General features: G+C 64.6%; 16 protein-coding genes. 9 read left to right on the top strand and 7 right to left on the bottom strand.

What is annotated here, in order from left to right; all coding sequences use genetic code 11:
- Positions 1 to 30: 30 nt before the first annotated feature.
- A complete protein-coding gene (gene hemE / locus OIU93_RS15475) occupies positions 31 to 1,101 on the bottom strand; it encodes a uroporphyrinogen decarboxylase (protein ID WP_264270953.1) in 1,071 nt (356 codons plus the stop codon).
- Between the two features lie 264 nt (positions 1,102 to 1,365).
- Between hemE and OIU93_RS15470 the strand changes: the two genes are divergently transcribed.
- The gene (locus OIU93_RS15470) at positions 1,366 to 2,739 is read left to right on the top strand and encodes a glutamyl-tRNA reductase (RefSeq protein ID WP_264270952.1); all 1,374 of its coding nucleotides are present in this window, start codon (positions 1,366 to 1,368) and stop codon (positions 2,737 to 2,739) included.
- A gap of 99 nt (positions 2,740 to 2,838) precedes the next feature.
- Here the strand turns inward: OIU93_RS15470 and moeB are convergent, their stop codons facing one another.
- Entirely contained in the window at positions 2,839 to 4,062 is a 1,224-nt protein-coding gene (gene moeB, locus OIU93_RS15465) for a molybdopterin-synthase adenylyltransferase MoeB (protein WP_372342945.1), read from the bottom strand.
- Between the two features lie 171 nt (positions 4,063 to 4,233).
- Between moeB and OIU93_RS15460 the strand changes: the two genes are divergently transcribed.
- Positions 4,234 to 4,815, top strand: coding sequence for a TetR/AcrR family transcriptional regulator (locus OIU93_RS15460; RefSeq protein WP_264270951.1), 582 nt, complete (start codon positions 4,234 to 4,236; stop codon positions 4,813 to 4,815).
- Between the two features lie 71 nt (positions 4,816 to 4,886).
- Positions 4,887 to 5,108 (top strand): DUF3107 domain-containing protein, encoded by a 222-nt coding sequence (locus OIU93_RS15455; RefSeq protein WP_264270950.1) that lies wholly within the window; start codon positions 4,887 to 4,889, stop codon positions 5,106 to 5,108.
- 105 nt (positions 5,109 to 5,213) lie between these two features.
- On the opposite strand, the gene OIU93_RS15450 is transcribed toward OIU93_RS15455, so the two are convergent.
- A complete protein-coding gene (locus tag OIU93_RS15450) occupies positions 5,214 to 5,912 on the bottom strand; it encodes a 4a-hydroxytetrahydrobiopterin dehydratase (protein WP_264270949.1) in 699 nt (232 codons plus the stop codon).
- Positions 5,913 to 5,960: 48 nt separating this feature from the next.
- Positions 5,961 to 6,641: a ferritin-like domain-containing protein gene (locus tag OIU93_RS15445; RefSeq protein ID WP_264270948.1), complete on the bottom strand. Its 681-nt coding sequence runs from the start codon at positions 6,639 to 6,641 to the stop codon at positions 5,961 to 5,963.
- Positions 6,642 to 6,717: 76 nt separating this feature from the next.
- Here OIU93_RS15445 and OIU93_RS15440 point away from each other — a divergent pair, with 76 nt between their 5' ends.
- The 5 genes from OIU93_RS15440 (at position 6,718) to OIU93_RS15420 (ending at position 13,165) form a co-directional block, all read left to right on the top strand.
- Positions 6,718 to 8,169, top strand: a complete 1,452-nt coding sequence (locus tag OIU93_RS15440) for a ribonuclease catalytic domain-containing protein (protein WP_264270947.1) — start codon at positions 6,718 to 6,720, stop codon at positions 8,167 to 8,169.
- A gap of 333 nt (positions 8,170 to 8,502) precedes the next feature.
- A complete protein-coding gene (locus OIU93_RS15435; RefSeq protein WP_372342944.1) occupies positions 8,503 to 10,197 on the top strand; it encodes a DEAD/DEAH box helicase in 1,695 nt (564 codons plus the stop codon).
- Between the two features lie 19 nt (positions 10,198 to 10,216).
- Complete coding sequence (locus tag OIU93_RS15430; protein ID WP_264270945.1) at positions 10,217 to 11,158, top strand: site-specific DNA-methyltransferase; 942 nt, start codon at positions 10,217 to 10,219, stop codon at positions 11,156 to 11,158.
- A 394-nt stretch (positions 11,159 to 11,552) separates the two neighbouring features.
- A complete protein-coding gene (locus OIU93_RS15425) occupies positions 11,553 to 12,212 on the top strand; it encodes a DUF6318 family protein (RefSeq protein WP_264270944.1) in 660 nt (219 codons plus the stop codon).
- Positions 12,212 to 13,165, top strand: coding sequence for a hypothetical protein (locus OIU93_RS15420; RefSeq protein ID WP_264270943.1), 954 nt, complete (start codon positions 12,212 to 12,214; stop codon positions 13,163 to 13,165). The genes OIU93_RS15425 and OIU93_RS15420 overlap by 1 nt, the downstream gene beginning before the upstream one ends.
- Before the next feature lie 470 nt (positions 13,166 to 13,635).
- On the opposite strand, the gene OIU93_RS15415 is transcribed toward OIU93_RS15420, so the two are convergent.
- The 3 genes from OIU93_RS15415 to OIU93_RS15405 all read right to left on the bottom strand — a co-directional run bounded on the left by OIU93_RS15415 (position 13,636) and on the right by OIU93_RS15405 (position 16,984).
- Positions 13,636 to 13,767 (bottom strand): putative transporter small subunit, encoded by a 132-nt coding sequence (locus tag OIU93_RS15415; RefSeq protein ID WP_264270942.1) that lies wholly within the window; start codon positions 13,765 to 13,767, stop codon positions 13,636 to 13,638.
- A 23-nt stretch (positions 13,768 to 13,790) separates the two neighbouring features.
- A complete protein-coding gene (locus OIU93_RS15410) occupies positions 13,791 to 15,473 on the bottom strand; it encodes a sodium:solute symporter family protein (RefSeq protein WP_264270941.1) in 1,683 nt (560 codons plus the stop codon).
- 650 nt (positions 15,474 to 16,123) lie between these two features.
- On the bottom strand, positions 16,124 to 16,984 hold the full coding sequence (locus OIU93_RS15405; protein WP_264270940.1) for a PHP domain-containing protein: 861 nt from the start codon (positions 16,982 to 16,984) through the stop codon (positions 16,124 to 16,126).
- A 219-nt stretch (positions 16,985 to 17,203) separates the two neighbouring features.
- On the opposite strand from OIU93_RS15405, the gene OIU93_RS15400 reads away from it, so the two are divergent.
- The gene (locus OIU93_RS15400) at positions 17,204 to 18,754 is read left to right on the top strand and encodes an aminopeptidase P family protein (protein ID WP_264270939.1); all 1,551 of its coding nucleotides are present in this window, start codon (positions 17,204 to 17,206) and stop codon (positions 18,752 to 18,754) included.
- Positions 18,755 to 18,873: the final 119 nt, after the last annotated feature.

The following is an 18,873-nucleotide window of genomic DNA, read 5'->3' as shown; positions in this document are numbered from 1 at the left end:
CACCCCGGCGGTACTGCTGGTGGTTCTAGCTTAACGCCCTGCCACCGGGATCGAGTGAATCAGCTCGACCACGCGGGTGAGGGTCTCCGGGTTGGTTTCCGGCGGCACGCCGTGGCCCAGGTTCGCCACGTGCGCCGGCGCGGTGTCGCCGGCGGCCAGCACCTCGCGCACGTGGGCCTCGAGGACCTCCCACGGGGCGGTCAACAGGGCCGGGTCGATGTTGCCCTGCAGCGGGATGTCCCCGCCCAGGCGGCGGTTGGCCTCGTCCAGCGGCAGGCGGTAGTCAACGCCCATGACGTCGACGCCCACGTTGCGCATCGCGCCGAGCAGTTCGGAGGTGCCGGTGCCGAAGTGCACCAGCGGGACGCCGGTGTCGCGCACGAGGTCCAGGGCACGCGCCGAGGCGGGTGCCACGAAGTTGGTGTAGTCCCCCAGCGACAGCGACCCGGCCCAGGAGTCGAAGAGTTGTCCGGCGGAGGCGCCGGCCTCGATCTGGGCGCGCAGGAACGCGCCGGAAGCATCGGCTGCCCAGTTGGCCAGTTCTTCCCATACGCCGGGCTGCGCGTGCATCATGGTGCGCGGGCCCATGTGGTCGCGGGACGGGCGTCCCTCCACCATGTAGGCGGCCACCGTGAACGGGGCGCCGGCGAAACCGATCAGCGGGGTGTTGCCCAGCTGCTCCACGGTCATCGCGACGGCCTCGCGGATCGGGTCCAGTGCCGCGTCGTCCATCTTGGGCAGCGCGCGCACATCGGCCGCGGTGCGCACCGGGGCGCCCAGCACCGGGCCGACGCCCGGAACGATGTCCACGTCGATGCCGGCGAGCTTAAGCGGGATGACGATGTCGGAGAAGAAGATCCCGGCATCCACGTCGTGGCGGCGCACCGGCTGCAAGGTGATTTCGGAGGCCATGTCCGGACGCAGGCACGATTCGAGCATCTCGGTGCCCTCGCGCAGCTTGCGGTACTCGGGCAGCGAACGGCCTGCCTGGCGCATGAACCACACGGGTCTGCGGCTGGGCTTCTGGCCGCGGTAGGCGGAAATCAACGGGGAATTGGCGGTACGACCGTCCATCAGCGGGTGGTTCTGGCTCAACGTCATGGCATTGATTCTGCCAACATGTTGCGCCGAATCGTAATCCGCACGCCCCCAGCGAACACGCACCATGATTTGGGGGGAAAAAACCGGTACGAAACCAGTGCCTCACGGCACATAACGGGGCTATCATGGGGAAACCGATTCATTGGGGAAGCGGTACTTGGGGGAACTGTTCATTGGGGACGCTGTTGATTCAGCCTGGGGGATGGTCGAACCTGTCACATGCGATGCTCTACGTGACGTAGAAGCGCTATGATTGGACACACTGTGGTTTTACTATCTCTCGTTGCCTCTCATTCAGACATCGACCTCGAGACCGTGGCAAAGATTAGTGCCGACGCCTCCCAGGTCGCTTCCGTCGTGCTCGCTTCGGCGAGCCCGGTTGCCGGCGCCATCACCCTGGCCACCTGCAACCGCTACGAAATCTACTGCGAAGTCCCGCAGTCCGAGGACGTGGCCGCCGCCCGGTCGGAGGTGATCTCCCAGATCGCTGCCAGCACCGGGCTCAGCCAGGATGTCATTTCCACCGCGCTGGTCTCCAAGACCGAGACCGAGGTCATCGAGCATCTCTTCTCCGTTGGCGCGGGACTCGACTCCGCCGTCATCGGCGAACGCGAGATCGCCGGACAAGTGCGCCGTGCGCTCAATGAGGCGCAGGCAGCGGGAACCGCGACCGGTTCGCTGGTGCGACTCTTCCAAGCCGCCTCGCGCACCGCCAAGGACGTCGGATCGCGCACCTCCCTGGGCTCGCGCGGCCTCTCCGTCGTGTCGGTCGCCCTGGAGCTGGCCACAGACCTAAGCCGCGACCCCGACTGGTCCACCAAGAACGTCGTGATCTTCGGGACCGGCGCCTACGCCGGGGCCACCCTGTCGCTGCTGCGCGAACGCGCGGCCCACCACGTCTCGGTGTTTTCCGCCTCCGGTCGCGCCGAGGCCTTCGTCGCCAAACGCGGCGGAACCGCCCTTGACGAGTCCACCCTCGAGGCTGCCCTCGAGCAGGCCGATGTCATCATCGGCTGCAGCGGCTCGGACCACCGCCTGATGGCAGCAGACATCTCCGCCCTGGAGCGGGGCACCCGCCCGTTGGTCGCCATCGACCTGGCACTGACCCACGACTTCGACCCGGAACTCGGGGCCTTGGAGGGCGTGGACTTGATCAACCTCGAATCGGTGCGCATGGCAGCGCCCGAGGAGCAGGCCCAGTCGCTGCGCCAGGCCCGAAGCATCGTGCTCGATGCCTCCGAGGCCTTCGCCGCGGAACAGCGCGAGCGTGCCGCCGATGCCGCCATCGTCGCGCTGCGCAAGCACACCCAGCAGGTGCTCGAGACCGAGGTGGAGAAGGTCCGTGCCCAGCACGGCTGCACCGCCGCAGCCGAGGAAGTCGAATTCGCCATGCGCCGAATGATGCGCCAACTGCTGCACGTGCCCACGGTCCGTGCCCGCGAGCTGGCAGCAGCCGGACGCGCCGGGGACTACATCGAGGCCCTGCAGACGCTCTACGGCCTCGAGGTCGAGTCGCCGAGCGCACCGTCGGTGAAGAACGCCTCGCGCTGCCCGGTCACCGGGTCCGCGGCTGAGGACGCCGCCCGCGTCGCCGAGGCCGGGACCCCGGACGTCGTGCAGCTGAGCCGGGCCGTCTAGGGCCCCGGCCAACGCGCGAAGGCGCCGCCGACAAGCCACCTGAAGCTTGCCGGCGGCGTCTTTTTTGTGCCCGCCGTTTCCCTCAGACGGCCGCCGGGCTCAATAGGTCGGCAGGCTCGGATCCACGTCGCTGATCCAGTCCATGATGCCGCCGGCGACGTGGCGCACCCGGGTGTAGTCGTTGCGCAGCAGGTACCGCATGACCTCCGAGGAGCGTCCGCCCGATTTGCAGTGAAGGATCAGTTCCTTGTCGCGCGGCAATTCGATCTCTCCGGCCAGTACCGCCCCGCGCGGTGCCAGGATGGCACCGGGGATCGACACGATCTCCGCCTCCCCGCGCTCGCGCACGTCGATGAGCAGGAAGTCTTCCTTCCCTTGGGCGCGCGCCTCCAAGAGCCCCGCCAGCCCGGAGGCCGTGATGCTGTGCGCCGCGGTGAGCCGCAGCCCGTCCGCGTCCAGCGTCGGGGTGGAACAGAAGTCGTCGTAGCTGGCCAGCAGCTCGGTGATCGGTTCAACCTGTGGGTCCGGGCGCAGCGAGACCTCGCGCCAGGTCATGTCCAGGGAATCCAGGATCAGCAGCCTACCCAGCAACGTGCGGCCCACCCCGGTGATGAGCTTGATGGCCTCGGCCACCATGACGGAGCCGACCTGCGAGCACAGCACCCCGAAGACCCCGCCCTCGGAGCAGGAGGGCACGGTGCCCGGCGGCGGCGGTGTCGGGTACAGGTCGCGGTAGTTCGGCCCGTACTCGTCCCAGAAAACCGATACCTGCCCGTCGAAGCGCAGGATCGAACCCCAGACGTACGGCTTGCCGGCCAGCGCCGCTGCGTCATTGACCAGGTAGCGGGTGGCGAAATTGTCGGTGCCGTCCAGGATCACGTCGTATTGGCCGAAGAGCTCCACGGCGTTGGCGGTGTCCAGCCGCTGGTTGTGCAGCTTCACGGCGACCAGCGGGTTCAGCTCGCGGATGCGCCTGGCCGCGGATTCGGTCTTCAGCTCCCCCACGGCTGCCGTGGAGTGGATGACCTGGCGCTGCAGGTTGCTCAGGTCCACCACGTCGTCGTCGATGATGCCCAGGGTCCCCACGCCCGCCGCGGCCAGGTAGAGCAGTGCCGGGGAGCCCAGTCCCCCGGCGCCGATGACCAGGACGCTCGCGTTCTTGAGCCGGCGTTGCCCGGCCATCCCGATCTCCGGGATGATGATTTGGCGCGAATAGCGCATCAACTCCTCGGGCAGGAGCTCGTCCCCGGGCGCCACGAGGGCCGGGGGCCTGCCCGTGGAGCCGTTCCGGTTCCGGGTCCTGGTCTCGCTGCTGGAATCCATGTATTCACCATAGTCTTGTGCGGCACGATGCGTCAGGTCCGGGATCAGTCGTTACCCAAGAGTAGACTTGTGCGAAATGTCGCCCGGTGCCGCCGGGCGGCCAGCTTTCGCGAAAGGGCCGACGTGACCATACCCCCAAGCCTCGGCGATCGGCCCCCAAGGACCGCCCGGATGCCGCGTGCGGCCCGCCGCCGCCAGCTGCTTCAGGCGGCGCACCAGGTCTTTGTCGCCCACGGTTTCCACGGGGCCTCGATGGACGAGATCGCCGAGGTTGCCGAGGTGTCCAAGCCGGTGCTCTACCAGCACTTCCCGGGCAAGCGGGAACTATACGTCGCATTGCTCGATACGCACATGGACGAGTTCAGCTCCCTGCTGGAGGCCGCGATCAATTCCACCACCGACAACAAGCTGCGCGTCACCGCGACGATTCGCGCCTACTACGAGTACATCGCCCGCGATTCCCAGGGGTTCAGGCTCATCTTCGAGTCCGACCTGCTCAACGACCGGGAGATCGGCGGGCGCATCGAGGCGTTCAACGCCGAGTTCGCCGGTCGCATCGCCGATGTCATTGCCGAAGACACGAACCTCGCACCGGCCCAGGCCCTGCTCATGGGCCGCGCCATGGCCGGGATGGCACAGGTTTCGGCCCGTTACTGGGTTGACATGGCCGATGAGGTGCCCATGGAAGAGGCCAGCGATTTGGTGTCGCGTTTAGCTTGGCGCGGAATCGGTCGATTCCCCAAGGAATCCTGACGTAAATTCAACACTAGATGTTGGTCGGCGCCACCGGGCGCCGGCACATGCAACAAACCAGGAAGGCCACCATGGACGTTCGCATTGGAATTCAGAATGTTGCCCGCGAGATCGTAATCGAATCCGACGAGAACGCCGAGGAGTTGGCCAAGCGCGTGTCCGACGCCTTGGCATCGGGCGGGGAACTTCGCCTCACCGACTCCAAGGGCCGCCTCATGCTGGTCCCGGTTTCGGGCATCGCGTATGTGGAGATCGGTGTCGAGGAAGCTCGCCGCGTGGGCTTCGCCCACTAGGACACTTTCGTTCGATGACTCGAGGAGGACGGGCACCCGTCCTCCTCGAGTTGTTTAAGCCCGCGTTGCCCAAGCCTGCGCCGTCACGGGCTTGGGCCCGGCCCTTTAGTCCAGGACGGGTTGGTCCAGGGCGGGCGGTTGTTCCCCATCCGAGGTGCACAGGCAGACCCGGTTGCCGTCGGCATCGGTGTAGATGGTCCAGCTTGGCTCGTGCGTCCTGTCCCCCGTGCCGGCGCTCGCTTCCAGTTCCGCCTGGGCATGCTCCAGCCCGGAGCGGGAAATGTACTTGTCGATGTGCATGCGGTTGGGGTTCGGCGTTTCCGTTTCCTGGAACCAGATCCGCGGATTGCGTCCCGCGGGGTCGACCAGGTCCCCGTCGCGGCCCTTGCGGTAACCCATGACATCGATCCAGAAGTCCTCCAGCCGTGCCGGATCCCGGGTGTCGATGCCCAGGTGCACGTCTTGGTGGCGCTGCGGGGCCGCAACGGCGGAGGAGTCTGCGGCGGCGAATTCGAGCAGCGTGGCCAGGGCCACGTCGCGCAGGGTGATTTCGCTGCCCACATCGTGCGAGGTGGTGCTCAGGAAGATGGTGTTCCACCGCCAGTCCACGTCGGGATGGTGCCCCTGGCGTTCGGCGGCCTCCGCCACGATGGCCAGGAAGTCCACGGCCTCGCGCGAATCCGGGAACTCCCACGCACACACCAGCGCGCCGTGGCGTTCACGCCAGGACGGCAGTTCCTTCAGCGCCCTGGCGACCTCGTAGGTGCTCAGCACACGGGTGGGTGAGTTCTTGTCCAGGTCCATGGTTCTCCTCGTTTCTCTCGGTTCCGTGGTGGTGATCGCCGGTACGCCTCAGGCGGTCATGCCCAGTTGGCGCATGCGCCGCGAATGGTTCTCCACCAGCCGGGCAAAAAGCGCCGTCATTTCCTGACCGCGGTCGTTGCGGCCCTCGGCCTGCAAGGCACCCCAGAAGTCGTAGGTCTCGCCGATCTCCCGGGCCTGGGTCAACGCCTCCCCCAGCAGCCGCCGACCCCACAGGGCCAGGCGCGAGGCGCGCTCGGGATGGTCCGCGATGGCCAGCTGCAGCCGCTCGCGCAGCCAGTCGGTGATTCCCTGCGCGGTCTTGACCTCTTCGACCAGGGAGCGGGCCGCCGGCTCCAAGCCCGAGGCTATCAGCGCATAGAAGTCGGCGGCGACCCCGTCGATCACATACGCCTTGGCCAGGGACTCGTACCAGTCCCCCGGCTTGGTCCGCCGGTGCATCTCATCCAGCGACGCCATGAACGGCTCGATGACTTCCTGCGGATCCAGGCCGCGATCGGCGATGAGTTCGCGCACCATCTCGAAATGCCCGAACTCGGTCACCGCAAAACGGCCCAGGGTTTCCCTGTCCACCAGTGTCGGCGAGAGGCGCGCATCGGAGGACAGGTGTTCGAAGGACGTGAGTTCCTGGTACGCGATCAGCCCCAGCAGGGCCAGTTCCGCGTCTTCCGCAGCGGCGGCCGAACCAAAGGTCAAAGGTGATTTGGTCATGCCATCAGCGTACTCGGGGCCCAACACGCGCGACACAACCACGACCCGGCACCGGCGTGGTGGTTATGCTGTCGATGTGATCCACCAATCTATCGCCCTCACGCCCGAGGCACGAAGCACAGCACTTGCCCAGGCCCTTCGGGCACTGGAAACCGAGTTCGCCCTGCGCAGCGAGTTCCCGCCCGAGGTGCTCGCCGAGGCCCGGCGCGCCATCGCCGACTTCGAGCGCCCGGCCATCGACCGGCGCGAGATCGAACTGGTCACCATCGACCCGGCAACCTCCACCGACCTGGACCAGGCGGTGCACCTGGCCCGCAACGGCGACGGCTACGTGGTGCACTATGCGATCGCCGACGTGCCCGGATTCGTCGCCCTCGGCGGCAGCCTCGATGCCGAGACCCGGCTGCGCGGCCAGACGGTCTACCTGCCGCACCGACGGATCTCGCTGCACCCCGAGTCCATCAGCGAGGACGCCGGTTCGCTGCTGCCGGGCCAGGACCGCAGCGCCTACCTCTGGGCCTTCACCCTCGATGCCGGCGGCTCCGTCACCCACACCGCCCTGGAGCGGGCCATTGTCCGCAGCCGCGAAAAGCTCAACTACGTCGATGTCCAGGCGGCCCTTGACGACGGGACCGCCACTGCGATGCTGCAGCTGCTGCGCGAGATCGGGCTCAAGCGCATCGAGTTGGAACGGGCCCGCGGAGGCGCGTCGCTGCGCATCCCCTCCCAGGAGGTCGAATGCGTCGACGGCACCTATGTCATCGTGGCCGACGCCCCGCTGCCGGTGGAGGACTGGAACGCCCAGATCTCCCTGATGACCGGGATGGAGGCCGCCCGCATCATGCTCGAGGCCAAGGTGGGCCTGTTGCGCACCATGCCGCCGCCGGCGGAAAAGGACATCAGGATCTTCCGGCTCCAGGCCAAGGCGCTCGGAACGGTCTGGGAGCCTGAGCAGCCCTATGGCGAGTTCCTGCGCTCCCTGGACCTGGCCGACCCGCGCCAGCTGGCCCTCATGCACCAGGCCACGAGCCTGTTCCGCGGTGCCACCTACACCGTGCTGGACGGCGAGGTGCCCGAGGACATTGTCCAGGCAGCAATCGCCGCGCCCTATGCGCACACCACCGCGCCGTTGCGCCGGCTCGTGGACCGCTTCGCGCTGCTCATCTGCTCCTACGCCGTCCACGGCCAGGAGGTTCCGGCGGGAGTGCGCGAGGTGCTGCCCCAGCTTCCGGACCTGATGAACACCTCGAACCGCATCGTCAACAACGTCGAACGCGCCGCCGTGGACACCGTGGAGGCCGCCTCGCTGGCCCATCGGGTGGGAGAACGCTTCGCGGCGGTGACGATCACCGGAACCGAGGATTCGGGCAACGGCAACCACCGCACCGGCGGCACCCTTCAGGTGAAGGACCCCGCTGTCATGGCGCGCTTTGAGGGGACGGCGGAGGCGGGAATGCAGGTCGAGGCCGAGCTGGTGCACGCGGACATGGCCAGCCGCAAGGTGCTCTTCCGGATCGTCGGCCCCTGAGAACTGCGCCGTGGCCCGGTGCGCCGGGTCCCCGGCGCACCGGGCCACGGACGCCCCTGCAGCCCCGTCCGGCTGGGACAATACGCGTAATTGACCGGACTCACGATATGCTTGAACGGTATACAAGGATGCCCGGTCGCGTACCTTGAAAAGAATTCATGCGGGATTACCCAGCGACTTCCGCGCCCCACGTGGTCAGATCCACTTGACCACTAGCTAAGCCTGCGATCGGCTCCGCTGGAAGCACCTCTGATTGTGGTGGACCTCCGACCCCATTTCCCCGGCCTTGCCGGGGACGGTCGTCGAGCACCCCGGTCCCAGGCGCCTAAACGAATGAGACCCCCTGTGTCGAATACAGAACACCTGCTGACCGCCGACTCGGCGTCCGAGGCAGTGGACATCGAAGAATCCCTGTCCACGGATGAAACCCCGCACGAACTCCCGCAGCTGACCTTCGCCGACTTTGGCGTCCGCGCCGACATCGTCGAGTCCCTGACCGACGCCGGCATCCTGCACCCCTTCCCCATCCAGTCGATGACCCTCCCTGTCGCCCTGGGCGGACACGACATCATTGGCCAGGCCAAGACCGGCACCGGCAAGACCTTCGGCTTCGGCATCCCCGCGCTGCAGCGCGTGGTCGGCCCCACCGACGAGGGCTACGACAAGCTTCCGGTCCCCGGCGCCCCGCAAGCCCTGATCGTCGCCCCGACCCGCGAGCTCGCGGTCCAGGTCGCCACCGACATCGCCAAGGCCTCGACCAAGCGCAACGCCCGCATCGCCACGATCTACGGCGGCCGTGCCTACGAACCGCAGATCGAGCAGCTGAACAACGGCGTCGAGATCGTCGTGGGCACCCCCGGGCGCCTCATCGACCTGCACCGCCAGCGCCACCTGAACCTGAAGAACGTGCGCCTTGTGGTCCTCGACGAGGCCGACGAGATGCTGGACCTGGGCTTCCTGCCCGATGTCGAGACGCTGCTCGCCGCCACCCCGGCGACCCGCCAGACCATGCTCTTCTCGGCCACCATGCCCGGCCCGGTCATCGCCATGGCCCGCCGCTACATGACCAAGCCGACGCACATCCGCGCCGCCGACCCGGACGACGACTCGATCACCAAGAAGGACATCCGCCAGGTCGTCTACCGCGCCCACCAGCTGGACAAGGACGAGGTCGTGGCCCGCATCCTGCAGGCCGAGGGCCGCGGACGCACCATCATCTTCACCAAGACCAAGCGCTCGGCAGCCAAGCTGACCGACGAACTGATCGATCGCGGCTTCGCCGCCGGCGCCATGCACGGGGACCTGGGCCAGGGCGCCCGCGAGCAGGCACTGCGCGCCTTCCGCAACAACAAGGTCGACGTGCTGGTGGCCACCGACGTCGCAGCCCGCGGCATCGACGTCGACGACGTCACCCACGTGATCAACCTGCAGTGCCCGGAGGACGAGAAGACCTACTTGCACCGCGTCGGACGAACCGGCCGCGCCGGCAACAAGGGCACCGCGGTGACCTTCGTTGACTGGGAAGACGTCCCGCGCTGGGGCTTGATCAACAAGGCCCTGGGCTTGAACGTCACCGAACCGGTGGAAACCTACTCCTCCTCGGCCCACCTCTTCACCGACCTGCACATCCCGGCAGGGACCAAGGGCCGTCTGCCGCGCCACGCGCGCAAGCTTGAGGGCCTGGCCGGCGAGAAGCTCGAGGACCTGGGCGAGACCGGCAAGAAGAACTCCCCGCGTTCCTCCGACGGTGGACGTCGCTCGGATCGCGGAGGCGAGCGCGGCGGCGAGCGCGGCGGCAACAGCTCGGAGCGCGGCGGACGCCACGGCCATTCCCGCGGCCGCTCCGACCGCCCGGCCCGCGAGGGCGAACGCCACCGCGAGTCGGCCTCCGCCTCCGAGAACGCCGGCACCGCCGAGTCCTCGGACCAGGGCGCACCGAAGGCCGAGCGCCCGGCACGCGCCCGCCCCAACCGCAGCCGCACCCGCCGCCGCGAGGGCGAAGTCGTGAACCGCACCGACGCCGAGTAGATTGACGCCAAGCAACTAGATGACGTTGACCAGCATTCCCGACGGGCCCATCGCCGATCCTTCACCGGACGCCGATGGGCCCGCCGCGGCATCCCCCGTCCCCGCCTGGGATCCGGCGGGACCCAACCTGATCGTCCATGCCGAAAACGCGACGTTCCTGCCCACCCTGCCCGACGAGTCCTTCACCCTGATCTACGTCGATCCGCCGTTCAACACCGGCCGGACGCAAAAGCGCCAGGTCATGACGTCGGTCCGTGCTGCCGCCGGCGAGGGCGACCGCGTCGGCTTCCAGGGCCGGAGCTACTCCACCCTGCGCGGGGACCTGCACAGCTACGACGACGCGTTCGACGACTACTGGTCCTTCCTGGAACCGCGCCTGCGCGAGGCCTGGCGGCTGTTGGCCGACGACGGCACGCTGTATGTGCACCTCGACTACCGCGAGGTCCACTACGCCAAGGTCATGCTCGACTCGATCTTCGGGCGCGAGTCGTTTCTGAACGAGATCATCTGGGCCTACGACTACGGCGCACGGGCCAAGTCCCGCTGGCCGGCCAAGCACGACAACATCCTCGTGTATGTCAAGAACCCGAAGACGTACCACTTCGACAACGCCGAGGTCGACCGCGAGCCCTACATGGCCCCCGGCCTGGTCACCGCCGAAAAGCGCGAGCGCGGCAAGCTGCCCACCGATGTCTGGTGGCACACCATCGTCTCGCCGACTGGCAAGGAAAAGACCGGGTACCCGACGCAGAAGCCCGAGGGCATCCTGCGCCGGATCATCAACGCGAGTTCTCGCGAGGGTGACTGGGTCCTGGACTTCTTCGCGGGCTCCGGCACGACCGGTTCCGTCGCGCAGGCACTGGGCCGCCGCTTCGTCTGCGTGGACGAAAACCCCCAGTCGATCTCCGTGATGAGCAAACGCATCCCGAAGGCCACGCTGCTTCAGGTCCTGGAGGACTAACCTATCCAGGCCGTCCTGCTGCTCGGTTCAGCGCCAATCGGCCGTACGTTGAAACTCTCACGGCATCAAGCCCCGTAACACCTCGAATTCCGAAGTTGTGCGGGGCTTAGTGCTGTCCGCGAGTCATGAAAGCGACTGAATTCGATTCCTCAGCCTGTCCGGATGCGATCCTGGCCGGTCAGCACTCCAGTACGCATTAAACCTCGGTTTCGGTCGTCTGTCACGCGCACGGAACCACCCTTGCCTTCCGACGTCCGGGGGGCATCTGTCACTAGTCCAATCGCCACCCGAACAGGCACGAAGCCGATAGAACCCTGTGGAAAACGCTCCGAAACGCTCGCGAACGGGCTAGGCTGTCTGCTAATTGACTCCGACCGAATCGTAGGCCTCAGGCATGTTTACGAAAACCAAGCAAGTCATCGTCGTTTTCTCCTCGGGTGCGCTGCTGCTGGCAGCAGCGGGATGCACGGGTAACGCCGTCCCCGCCGAGCCCACGAGCTCTTCCTCAATTTCCACGGCCACGGCGACTGGTTCCAGCTCTGTTCCTCCGACCCCTTCAAGTCCGACGACCAAGCCCACCCTCAAGCCGATTCCTGCCAGTTCCGAGGGCCCAGGCAAAAATTTGCCAGTACCCGAAATGCCCGCGCTGGCAAGTGAAAAGTCCGTTGGAGGCCTCAAAGCGTTCGTTGCGCATTACTACGATTTGTTGGAATACACGCTCGAGTCGAATGATTCAAAGCCCGTGCGCGCGGTAACCGATTCAGGATGTGCTGCATGTTTCGAGCAATTCATCGATACTGCGGACGGAAACAAGATTGCCGGATCATGGATCTCTGGTGCGGACTTCGGTCCGGTTGTCACCAGGGCTGTAATCGAAGGCAAAGGTGGCGTGGCGCTTCTGACCGTCAGCCAAGGAGAGATGCTTGTCTACGCCAGCGACGGAACTCGCTATGCTTCATTTCCTGCTTCTACGAAGCCTCTGCCCGGATCCATGTTTCTTATTTATGCGGCGGGCTGGAAGGTGCAGTCAATAGAAATCGAAGAAGAACCCTGATGCAAAAGACCATGCTGTTCCTCATGTTGATATTGTTCAGTGTCGCTATGCCGCCGACAGGTGCGTTGACTGCTGGAGGGGTAGCGCCAAAGCCCGATGCGAAATGTCAAAAAATTCAGCAGATTGGCGGAAAACAGATCGTCATCAAAATCGCGTGCCCAAAAGTGAAGGACTATTCGGGCAACCGCGGTCCAGAGAATCGGTCGAAATCCAAGACTTTGTCTCACGGTCCGAAGTTGAAGTACTCAGTTAGGTACTATTCCGAATGTACTCCCGACATGTCGACGACGCTCGGGTGCGATGCAATTGCGGAATCTACATGTCCAGACGGTGGCTGGCGCACTTTTCGGGTCATTAGGGCATTGAACGGTCCTCGTAGCGGCCAAGTTATCTCCGTTTCGCCATACTGCTCGAACGAGCCGGCAATGGAGGTACCCGGCGCCGACGATGACATCGCGAAAGTCTCCTTAGAACAGTTCCGCGAGTTACAGATATTGGCTTCGTCAATTTTTAGCCAGCCAGAAGGATTCTCCCTACGCAATGGTCACGCTCACATGTACGCCGAGTCTAAGCCCCAGAATTTTAACATCACACTTTTTGACCAAGAAATTAGGGTTCGGGCTATCCCAGTTTCCTACGTTTGGGCTTACGGCGACGGAACTTCCCGGTCGCTGAACTTTCCCGGGGGACCCGTCGACGAACGCGGCTTCGACGAAGCGACTGCTACCAGCCACGTCTACGAGGAAACGGGCGACTTCGGGGTCGGGCTGACCACCCGGTTCCGCGGCGAGTTCTCGACCGAGGGCGGTCCGTGGACGCCGATCCCCGGAGTTGCCAACGTCCCAAGCGAGCCCATCACCATGAGCGTATGGCGGACCAAGAAGATCCTTGTGGCTGAGAACTGCAGCCAGGGATCCAGCGCCCCCGGTTGCGTTTCCCTTTTCGACGACTAGAGTCTTCTCCCAGAACTAACGCAATCGCCGGCGCAACCGCCACAGCCGATTCCCCTAAGACGTACGGGTGGGTGATGAACTCGATGTAGTGGCCCGTCAGGTCCAACAGGTACACGCCGCGGCGCAGTGTTCGGGGTTCATCTGCCACGGGACGGTTCACCGAAGCTCGGCGCAACGCTCGATCCTGTGCTCGTAGAACTGTGCCTAGATGCAACAGAAGTGGTCGCCATCGACCAAGAACCCGTGCTGCGGCTGGAAGCCGAGGCGCGGTTCCGCCAGTGGCGGCATGCCCCCGGCTGCCAATCCGATGCTGGTGAACGGGCCCCAAATCTCGAAGGGGCGGGCTTTACCTCAATGCTCAAGCGGTTCAAAAACGCGCATGGAGTCTGCCAATGTCACTGGCAGACTCCCCGCACCTGAACTAGCTGGAAACGCAGTCTGCCCTCTGGCCGACGCCGTCTCCCGCCGTCCTAAACCATGCCTCGGCCCTCAGCGCGCGCCTGGCGCCATTCCCGGTAGAACGCCCGCACGATGACGAATAGCGTTCCGCCAACGACCAGGGGCCAGATCAAGACATATACGGTCAACCAAAAAACACTCATGACAGTCTCCTCTTTCCTTGTCTCTACTTCGAAGTGGCTAGGTGGTCGGAATCGCTCGTGATCGTCTCGACGGGGTCGAAGTCACCGACACGGTCCTTGATGGTGCTGAAGTCGAACTCTTGCTTGGAACGCACCGACATGAGGTAGCAGACAACCGTCGAGACCGAATAGGCGACCAGCGAGCCGCTGAGCACGGCGTATTCGTGCAGGACACCGAAGGCAAACGGCGAGACGATGACGATTGCTGCGATACCAATGATCCGGGCAATTTTCAGCCCGAAGAATCCGAAACTCATCAGTCCCAGGACCACGCCAACTCCGACGATGGAAACGACGTCCACGACGTAGCCGGTCAGACCGGACATCGAAATCCATTCGAAGCGCACCGGCAGGAAAACTGCTAGGGCAGTCAGTGAGGAGACGGTGAAGGCCATGTTGGTGACCTTCTTCCAGTAGAAGCTCGCAATGACCGGGAACACCAGCGCACCCCAGAGCGCGCCGACGAAGACCAAGAGGTCAAGGATGTTCATCTTCCCGCTCGCAAAGAACAAGCCGGCTGCGGTGGCCAGAATCATCGTTATCCGGCCGACCAGCAGCATCGTCTTCGGATTGGCCTTCTTCTTGCCAACGGACTGGCCGTAGATGTCGGCCATTGCGATTGACGAAAGAGCAGCCAGGTCGGAATCAGCCGTGGAGGAAAGCGATCCCAGGATCATGATGAAGAAAACACACAACAGGACCGGGCCAAGGTAGGTAACGGCCATCTGCGGAATAAGGTTGTTGGTGTCCCCGTCAATCGGGGTGATGCCTGCGTACAAGGCGATGACACCGAGCATGCCGAATCCGATAATGGTCGCACCGTAGCCGATCGTCGCCGTGATGAAGGTCGGCTTGATCAGGTCTTCACGAACTGCGAAGAGTCGCTGGGCGATCGTCTGGTTACCGATGGCGTACGCCAACACGGCCGCGATGTACGGCGCACCCTGGTTCATGAACGCATCGGAAGAGAAGAAGTCGCTCTGCTGAACCGTGAGGTTTGAGGCGCCTGCTTCAAAGAGACCCGGGCCTCCGGCGGCGAAGAAGATCACCGGAATAATGACCACCACGGCACCGAGCATCGCCACGACTTGGGCAAAATCGGTGAGCACCGATGCCCTGAACCCGGACCACAGGGTGTAAAGCAGGATCCCTGCAGCCACCGCGATGATGCCCTGGCGGAAACTAAAGGGAGAGAGCAACGCGATGAGTGCGCCACCGGCAATGAAGTTGGAGGTCAGCGAAATGACGCTACCGAGGATGTTGGATCCGGCCAGCATGAGTTGGCTGGAACGACCATGGCGGGCATACATGACCTCGGCAAGGGTGTGTGCCTTTGGCGCTACCGCACGGATCCTCCGGCCGAAGGGGTAGATGAATAGAATCATCAATGCTCCCCAAAGACCGTAGTGAATCGGCCCGGAAATGCCATAGGTATAGCCCGATGTCGCGGAGGCGTACATCGAGGATGCCCAAATCCATGTGGCGGTCATGCTCGCCGCGGAAACGCCGAAACCAATTTTGTTTCCGGCTGTCATATAACCGTCGGCGTTTTCTTTCTTTTTGCCAATCATAAGGGACATAACAAATGTCCCCCCGTAAAACAGCACCAACAACCCCAGGACAACCCATCCTGCGAGAAGCTGATAATCTCCGTTTTCGAGATCCATATCCATCCTCTCTTCGTAGGAATGCCGCCGGCAACAATTCCTAAATTGCGCGCTGGCCTACAAGGCACAATTAATCGAATTCGCATACACGAATCGAGCAGACATCCGGCGTGGACGCATTCTGAGCGCGCATAACCACCCGGACTTCATGCCGGATACTTGGACATCGGACTATGGTCGCAGGGAGGTGTTCCTCACCAGTGCACGACACCGATTTACATCCAAATGACGGCTAAGTTCATGCCGTCGTGGTTGCGAGTTGCTTCGTGAAACGTTGGAACTAGGCTCAACAAAAACATTTCAAACTGTGAAGCAACTACAACGATAGTAGCAGGTGTCCGGGGAAGCCCACCCCGGAGGACGATTACGGACCGATTCCAACTCCGCAATATCCGTGCGTTCACTCGAGCCGTTACGACCATCAACCGAATTATTAATAGCGGAACTCGTAATGTGTTTGCGACTGGATGACCACTTACCGAATAGCTATTGTACGTCCGCCAAGCTCAAAACTAATCAACACCACAGAACGAGAAAAAGTACGCGTCTGACCACCACATCGGCAGCTCAGGAAAGCCCTCACCGGGGATCAAAAAGGCGCACCGCCAGCGTCCCCTCCGGAACGACAGCGGTGCGCATGATGGGGAAGGCTAGAACAGGTCGGGCATTCCGACCGGTGCGGAGCCGGTCCCGGCTTCCAGAATCCGCTGCAGCATCTCGGGGCTGGTGGTGTTTTCGCCCAGTCGGTTCGGTTTGCCGGTGCCGTGGTAGTCCGAAGACCCGGTGACGATCAAGTCGTGTTCCAGCGCTAGCGCACGCAGGTATTTGCGCCCCTCTTCGGGGTTGTCCCGGTGCTCGATTTCCAGGCCCAACAAACCGGCCTCGATCATCTGCTCGAAGGTCTCTCCCCCCACCACCCGGCCGCGGGCGGAGGCAACCGGATGCGCAAACACCGGTACCCCACCTGCATCGCGCACCAGTTTGACCGCGGTCACCGGATCCATGGCGTAGTGTCCCACGTAGTAGCGCGAGCGGGCTGTCAGAACCTCAGCGAACGCCTCGGTACGCGTGCGGACCACACCGGCCGTGACCAGGGCATCGGCAATGTGGGGTCGGCCTATCGTCCCGCCGGGGATCGAGTGGCGGGCGATCAGGTCCCAATCCACCGGATAATCCTCGGCGAGCAACTCCACCATTCGCCGCGCACGGGTAATGCGCGCGTCGCGGGCCTTTTCGATTTCCTCGATCAGTCCCGCATGCGCGGGGTCATGCAAGTAGCAGAGCAGGTGGACGCTGACGCCGGCCTCGGTCTTGCAGGAGATCTCCATGCCAGGAACCAAACCCACGCCGATTTCAAGTGCGGCTTCCCCGGCCGCGGCCCACCCGGACGTCTGGTCGTGGTCGGTCAGCGCCAGCACGTCAAGGCCTGCGGCCTTGGCCGCGGCCACCAATTCGGCGGGGTGCTCCGTCCCGTCGGAAACATGTGAATGAGCATGAAGGTCGATCCGCATGTCTTTCAGGGTAGCCCCTTGGCAGGACAGCGTCGGCAGTGCCCCGCGGTGTTCTTCCGACAACGAACACCCGATGCCGCCCGGCACCTCGATGGGCAGCGGCCGTCCACCGCGAAAGCGTGCGGTTCGCGCCAGCAACACAACCAGTCCCCGGCACCGGCACCTCGTTGTTCTCCGGGCGTCTTGGCGTAAGTGTCCGGCCTTTGAGACGATTGGACAATGAGCACTGATGCAACCACCACCACCGGCAGCGACCAGCCCCTCGAAGAGCGCGTGAACAACCGTTCCCAGCGCCCCAACTCCGAGGCATTCAAGAAGTTCATGGCCTCATCATGGGCCCCGGAAAACTCCACGCTTCCGAACGCGGATAAGGTCGCGCCGTATGCGGCCGCCCGCCGCGCAGCGATCTCGGCCAAGTTCCCCGGCGAACGCCTGGTCATTCCCGCCGGGCCGCACAAGGTCAGGTCCAATGACACCGACTACCGCTTCCGTCCGCATTCAGGCTTCGCCCACCTCACCGGGCTGGGCCTTGACCACGAGCCGGAAGCCGTCCTGGTGCTGGAACCCACCGAGACGGGCGCGGGCGACAACGGCTCGAACCACGTTTCCACGCTCTACTTCTCCCCGATGGCGGGGCGCGATTCGGAGGAGTTCTACTCCAACGCCCGCACCGGCGAGTTCTGGATCGGACCCCGCCCTACCCTGCCCCTGCTGCAGGCGCGTCTGGGTCTGCCTACCGCCGACCTGACCGGCCTCGAGGTTGCCATCACCAAGGACGCCGGCGTGGTGGAATTCGGCGGCATGCGCATCCGCCTGCTGCGCGAGGTGGACATGAACTGCGACGCGCTCGTCGACACCTCCCGCATCAACACCGGAGTGGACCTGGAAGTCTCTGACTCCCTCGACGGCGAGCTCTCCGAGGCACTGAGCGAGATCCGTCTGGTCAAGGACGAGTGGGAAATCGCGGAAATGAAGAAGTCGGTGGCAGCCACGGTCAACGGCTTCCACGACGTCGTCCGCTCGCTGGACCGCGCCATGGGCCACGAACGCGGCGAGCGCGTGGTCGAGGGTGCGTTCTTCGCCCGTGCCCGCGAGGAGGGAAATGACCTGGGGTACGACACCATCGCCGCCGCGGGAAACAACGCCACGGTGCTGCACTGGATCAACAACAACGGCGCCGTCAACGACGGGGACCTGCTGCTGCTGGATGCCGGCGTCGAGGCCGAGTCGCTGTACACCGCCGACGTGACCCGCACCCTGCCGGTCAACGGCAGCTACACCGAGGTGCAGCGCAAGATCTACCAGGCGGTGCTCGACGCCGCCGATGCCGCATTCGCCGTGGCTAAGCCGGGCACCCGTTTCCGCGACCTGCACACCGCCGCGGTGACGGTGCTGGCACAGAACCTCGACGCCTGGGGCCTGCTGCCGGTGACGCTCGAGGAGGCGCTCTCCCCCGAGGGCCAGCAGCACCGCCGCTGGATGCCCCACGGCACCAGCCACCACCTGGGCCTGGACGTGCACGACTGCGCACAGGCCAAGGCCGAGCTGTACCTGGACGGAATCCTCGAGGAGGGCATGGTCTTCACCATCGAGCCCGGCCTGTACTTCAAGAACGAGGACCTGGCCGTGCCGGAGGAATACCGCGGCATCGGCGTGCGTATCGAGGACGATGTGCTCATCACCGCCGACGGCTGCGTGAACCTCTCCGCGGCACTGCCGCGCACCCCGGCCGAGGTCGAGGAATGGATGGCACAGGTCCGGAAGGGCTGATCTGGCCAACCCGCACATAACGCGAAGGCGGCCCTCATCCTCGTTGGATTGAAGGCCGCCTTCGCGTTTCCTGCCTGTCGGGCTTGCCGCCCTGGGCCGCCGGGTGCGGGGCCGCCGGG

Origin of the sequence: Paeniglutamicibacter sp. ZC-3 (genome assembly GCF_025847175.2) — a bacterium.
Lineage (GTDB): Bacteria > Actinomycetota > Actinomycetes > Actinomycetales > Micrococcaceae > Paeniglutamicibacter > Paeniglutamicibacter sulfureus.
This window is presented reverse-complemented; position numbering and strand designations above follow the sequence as displayed.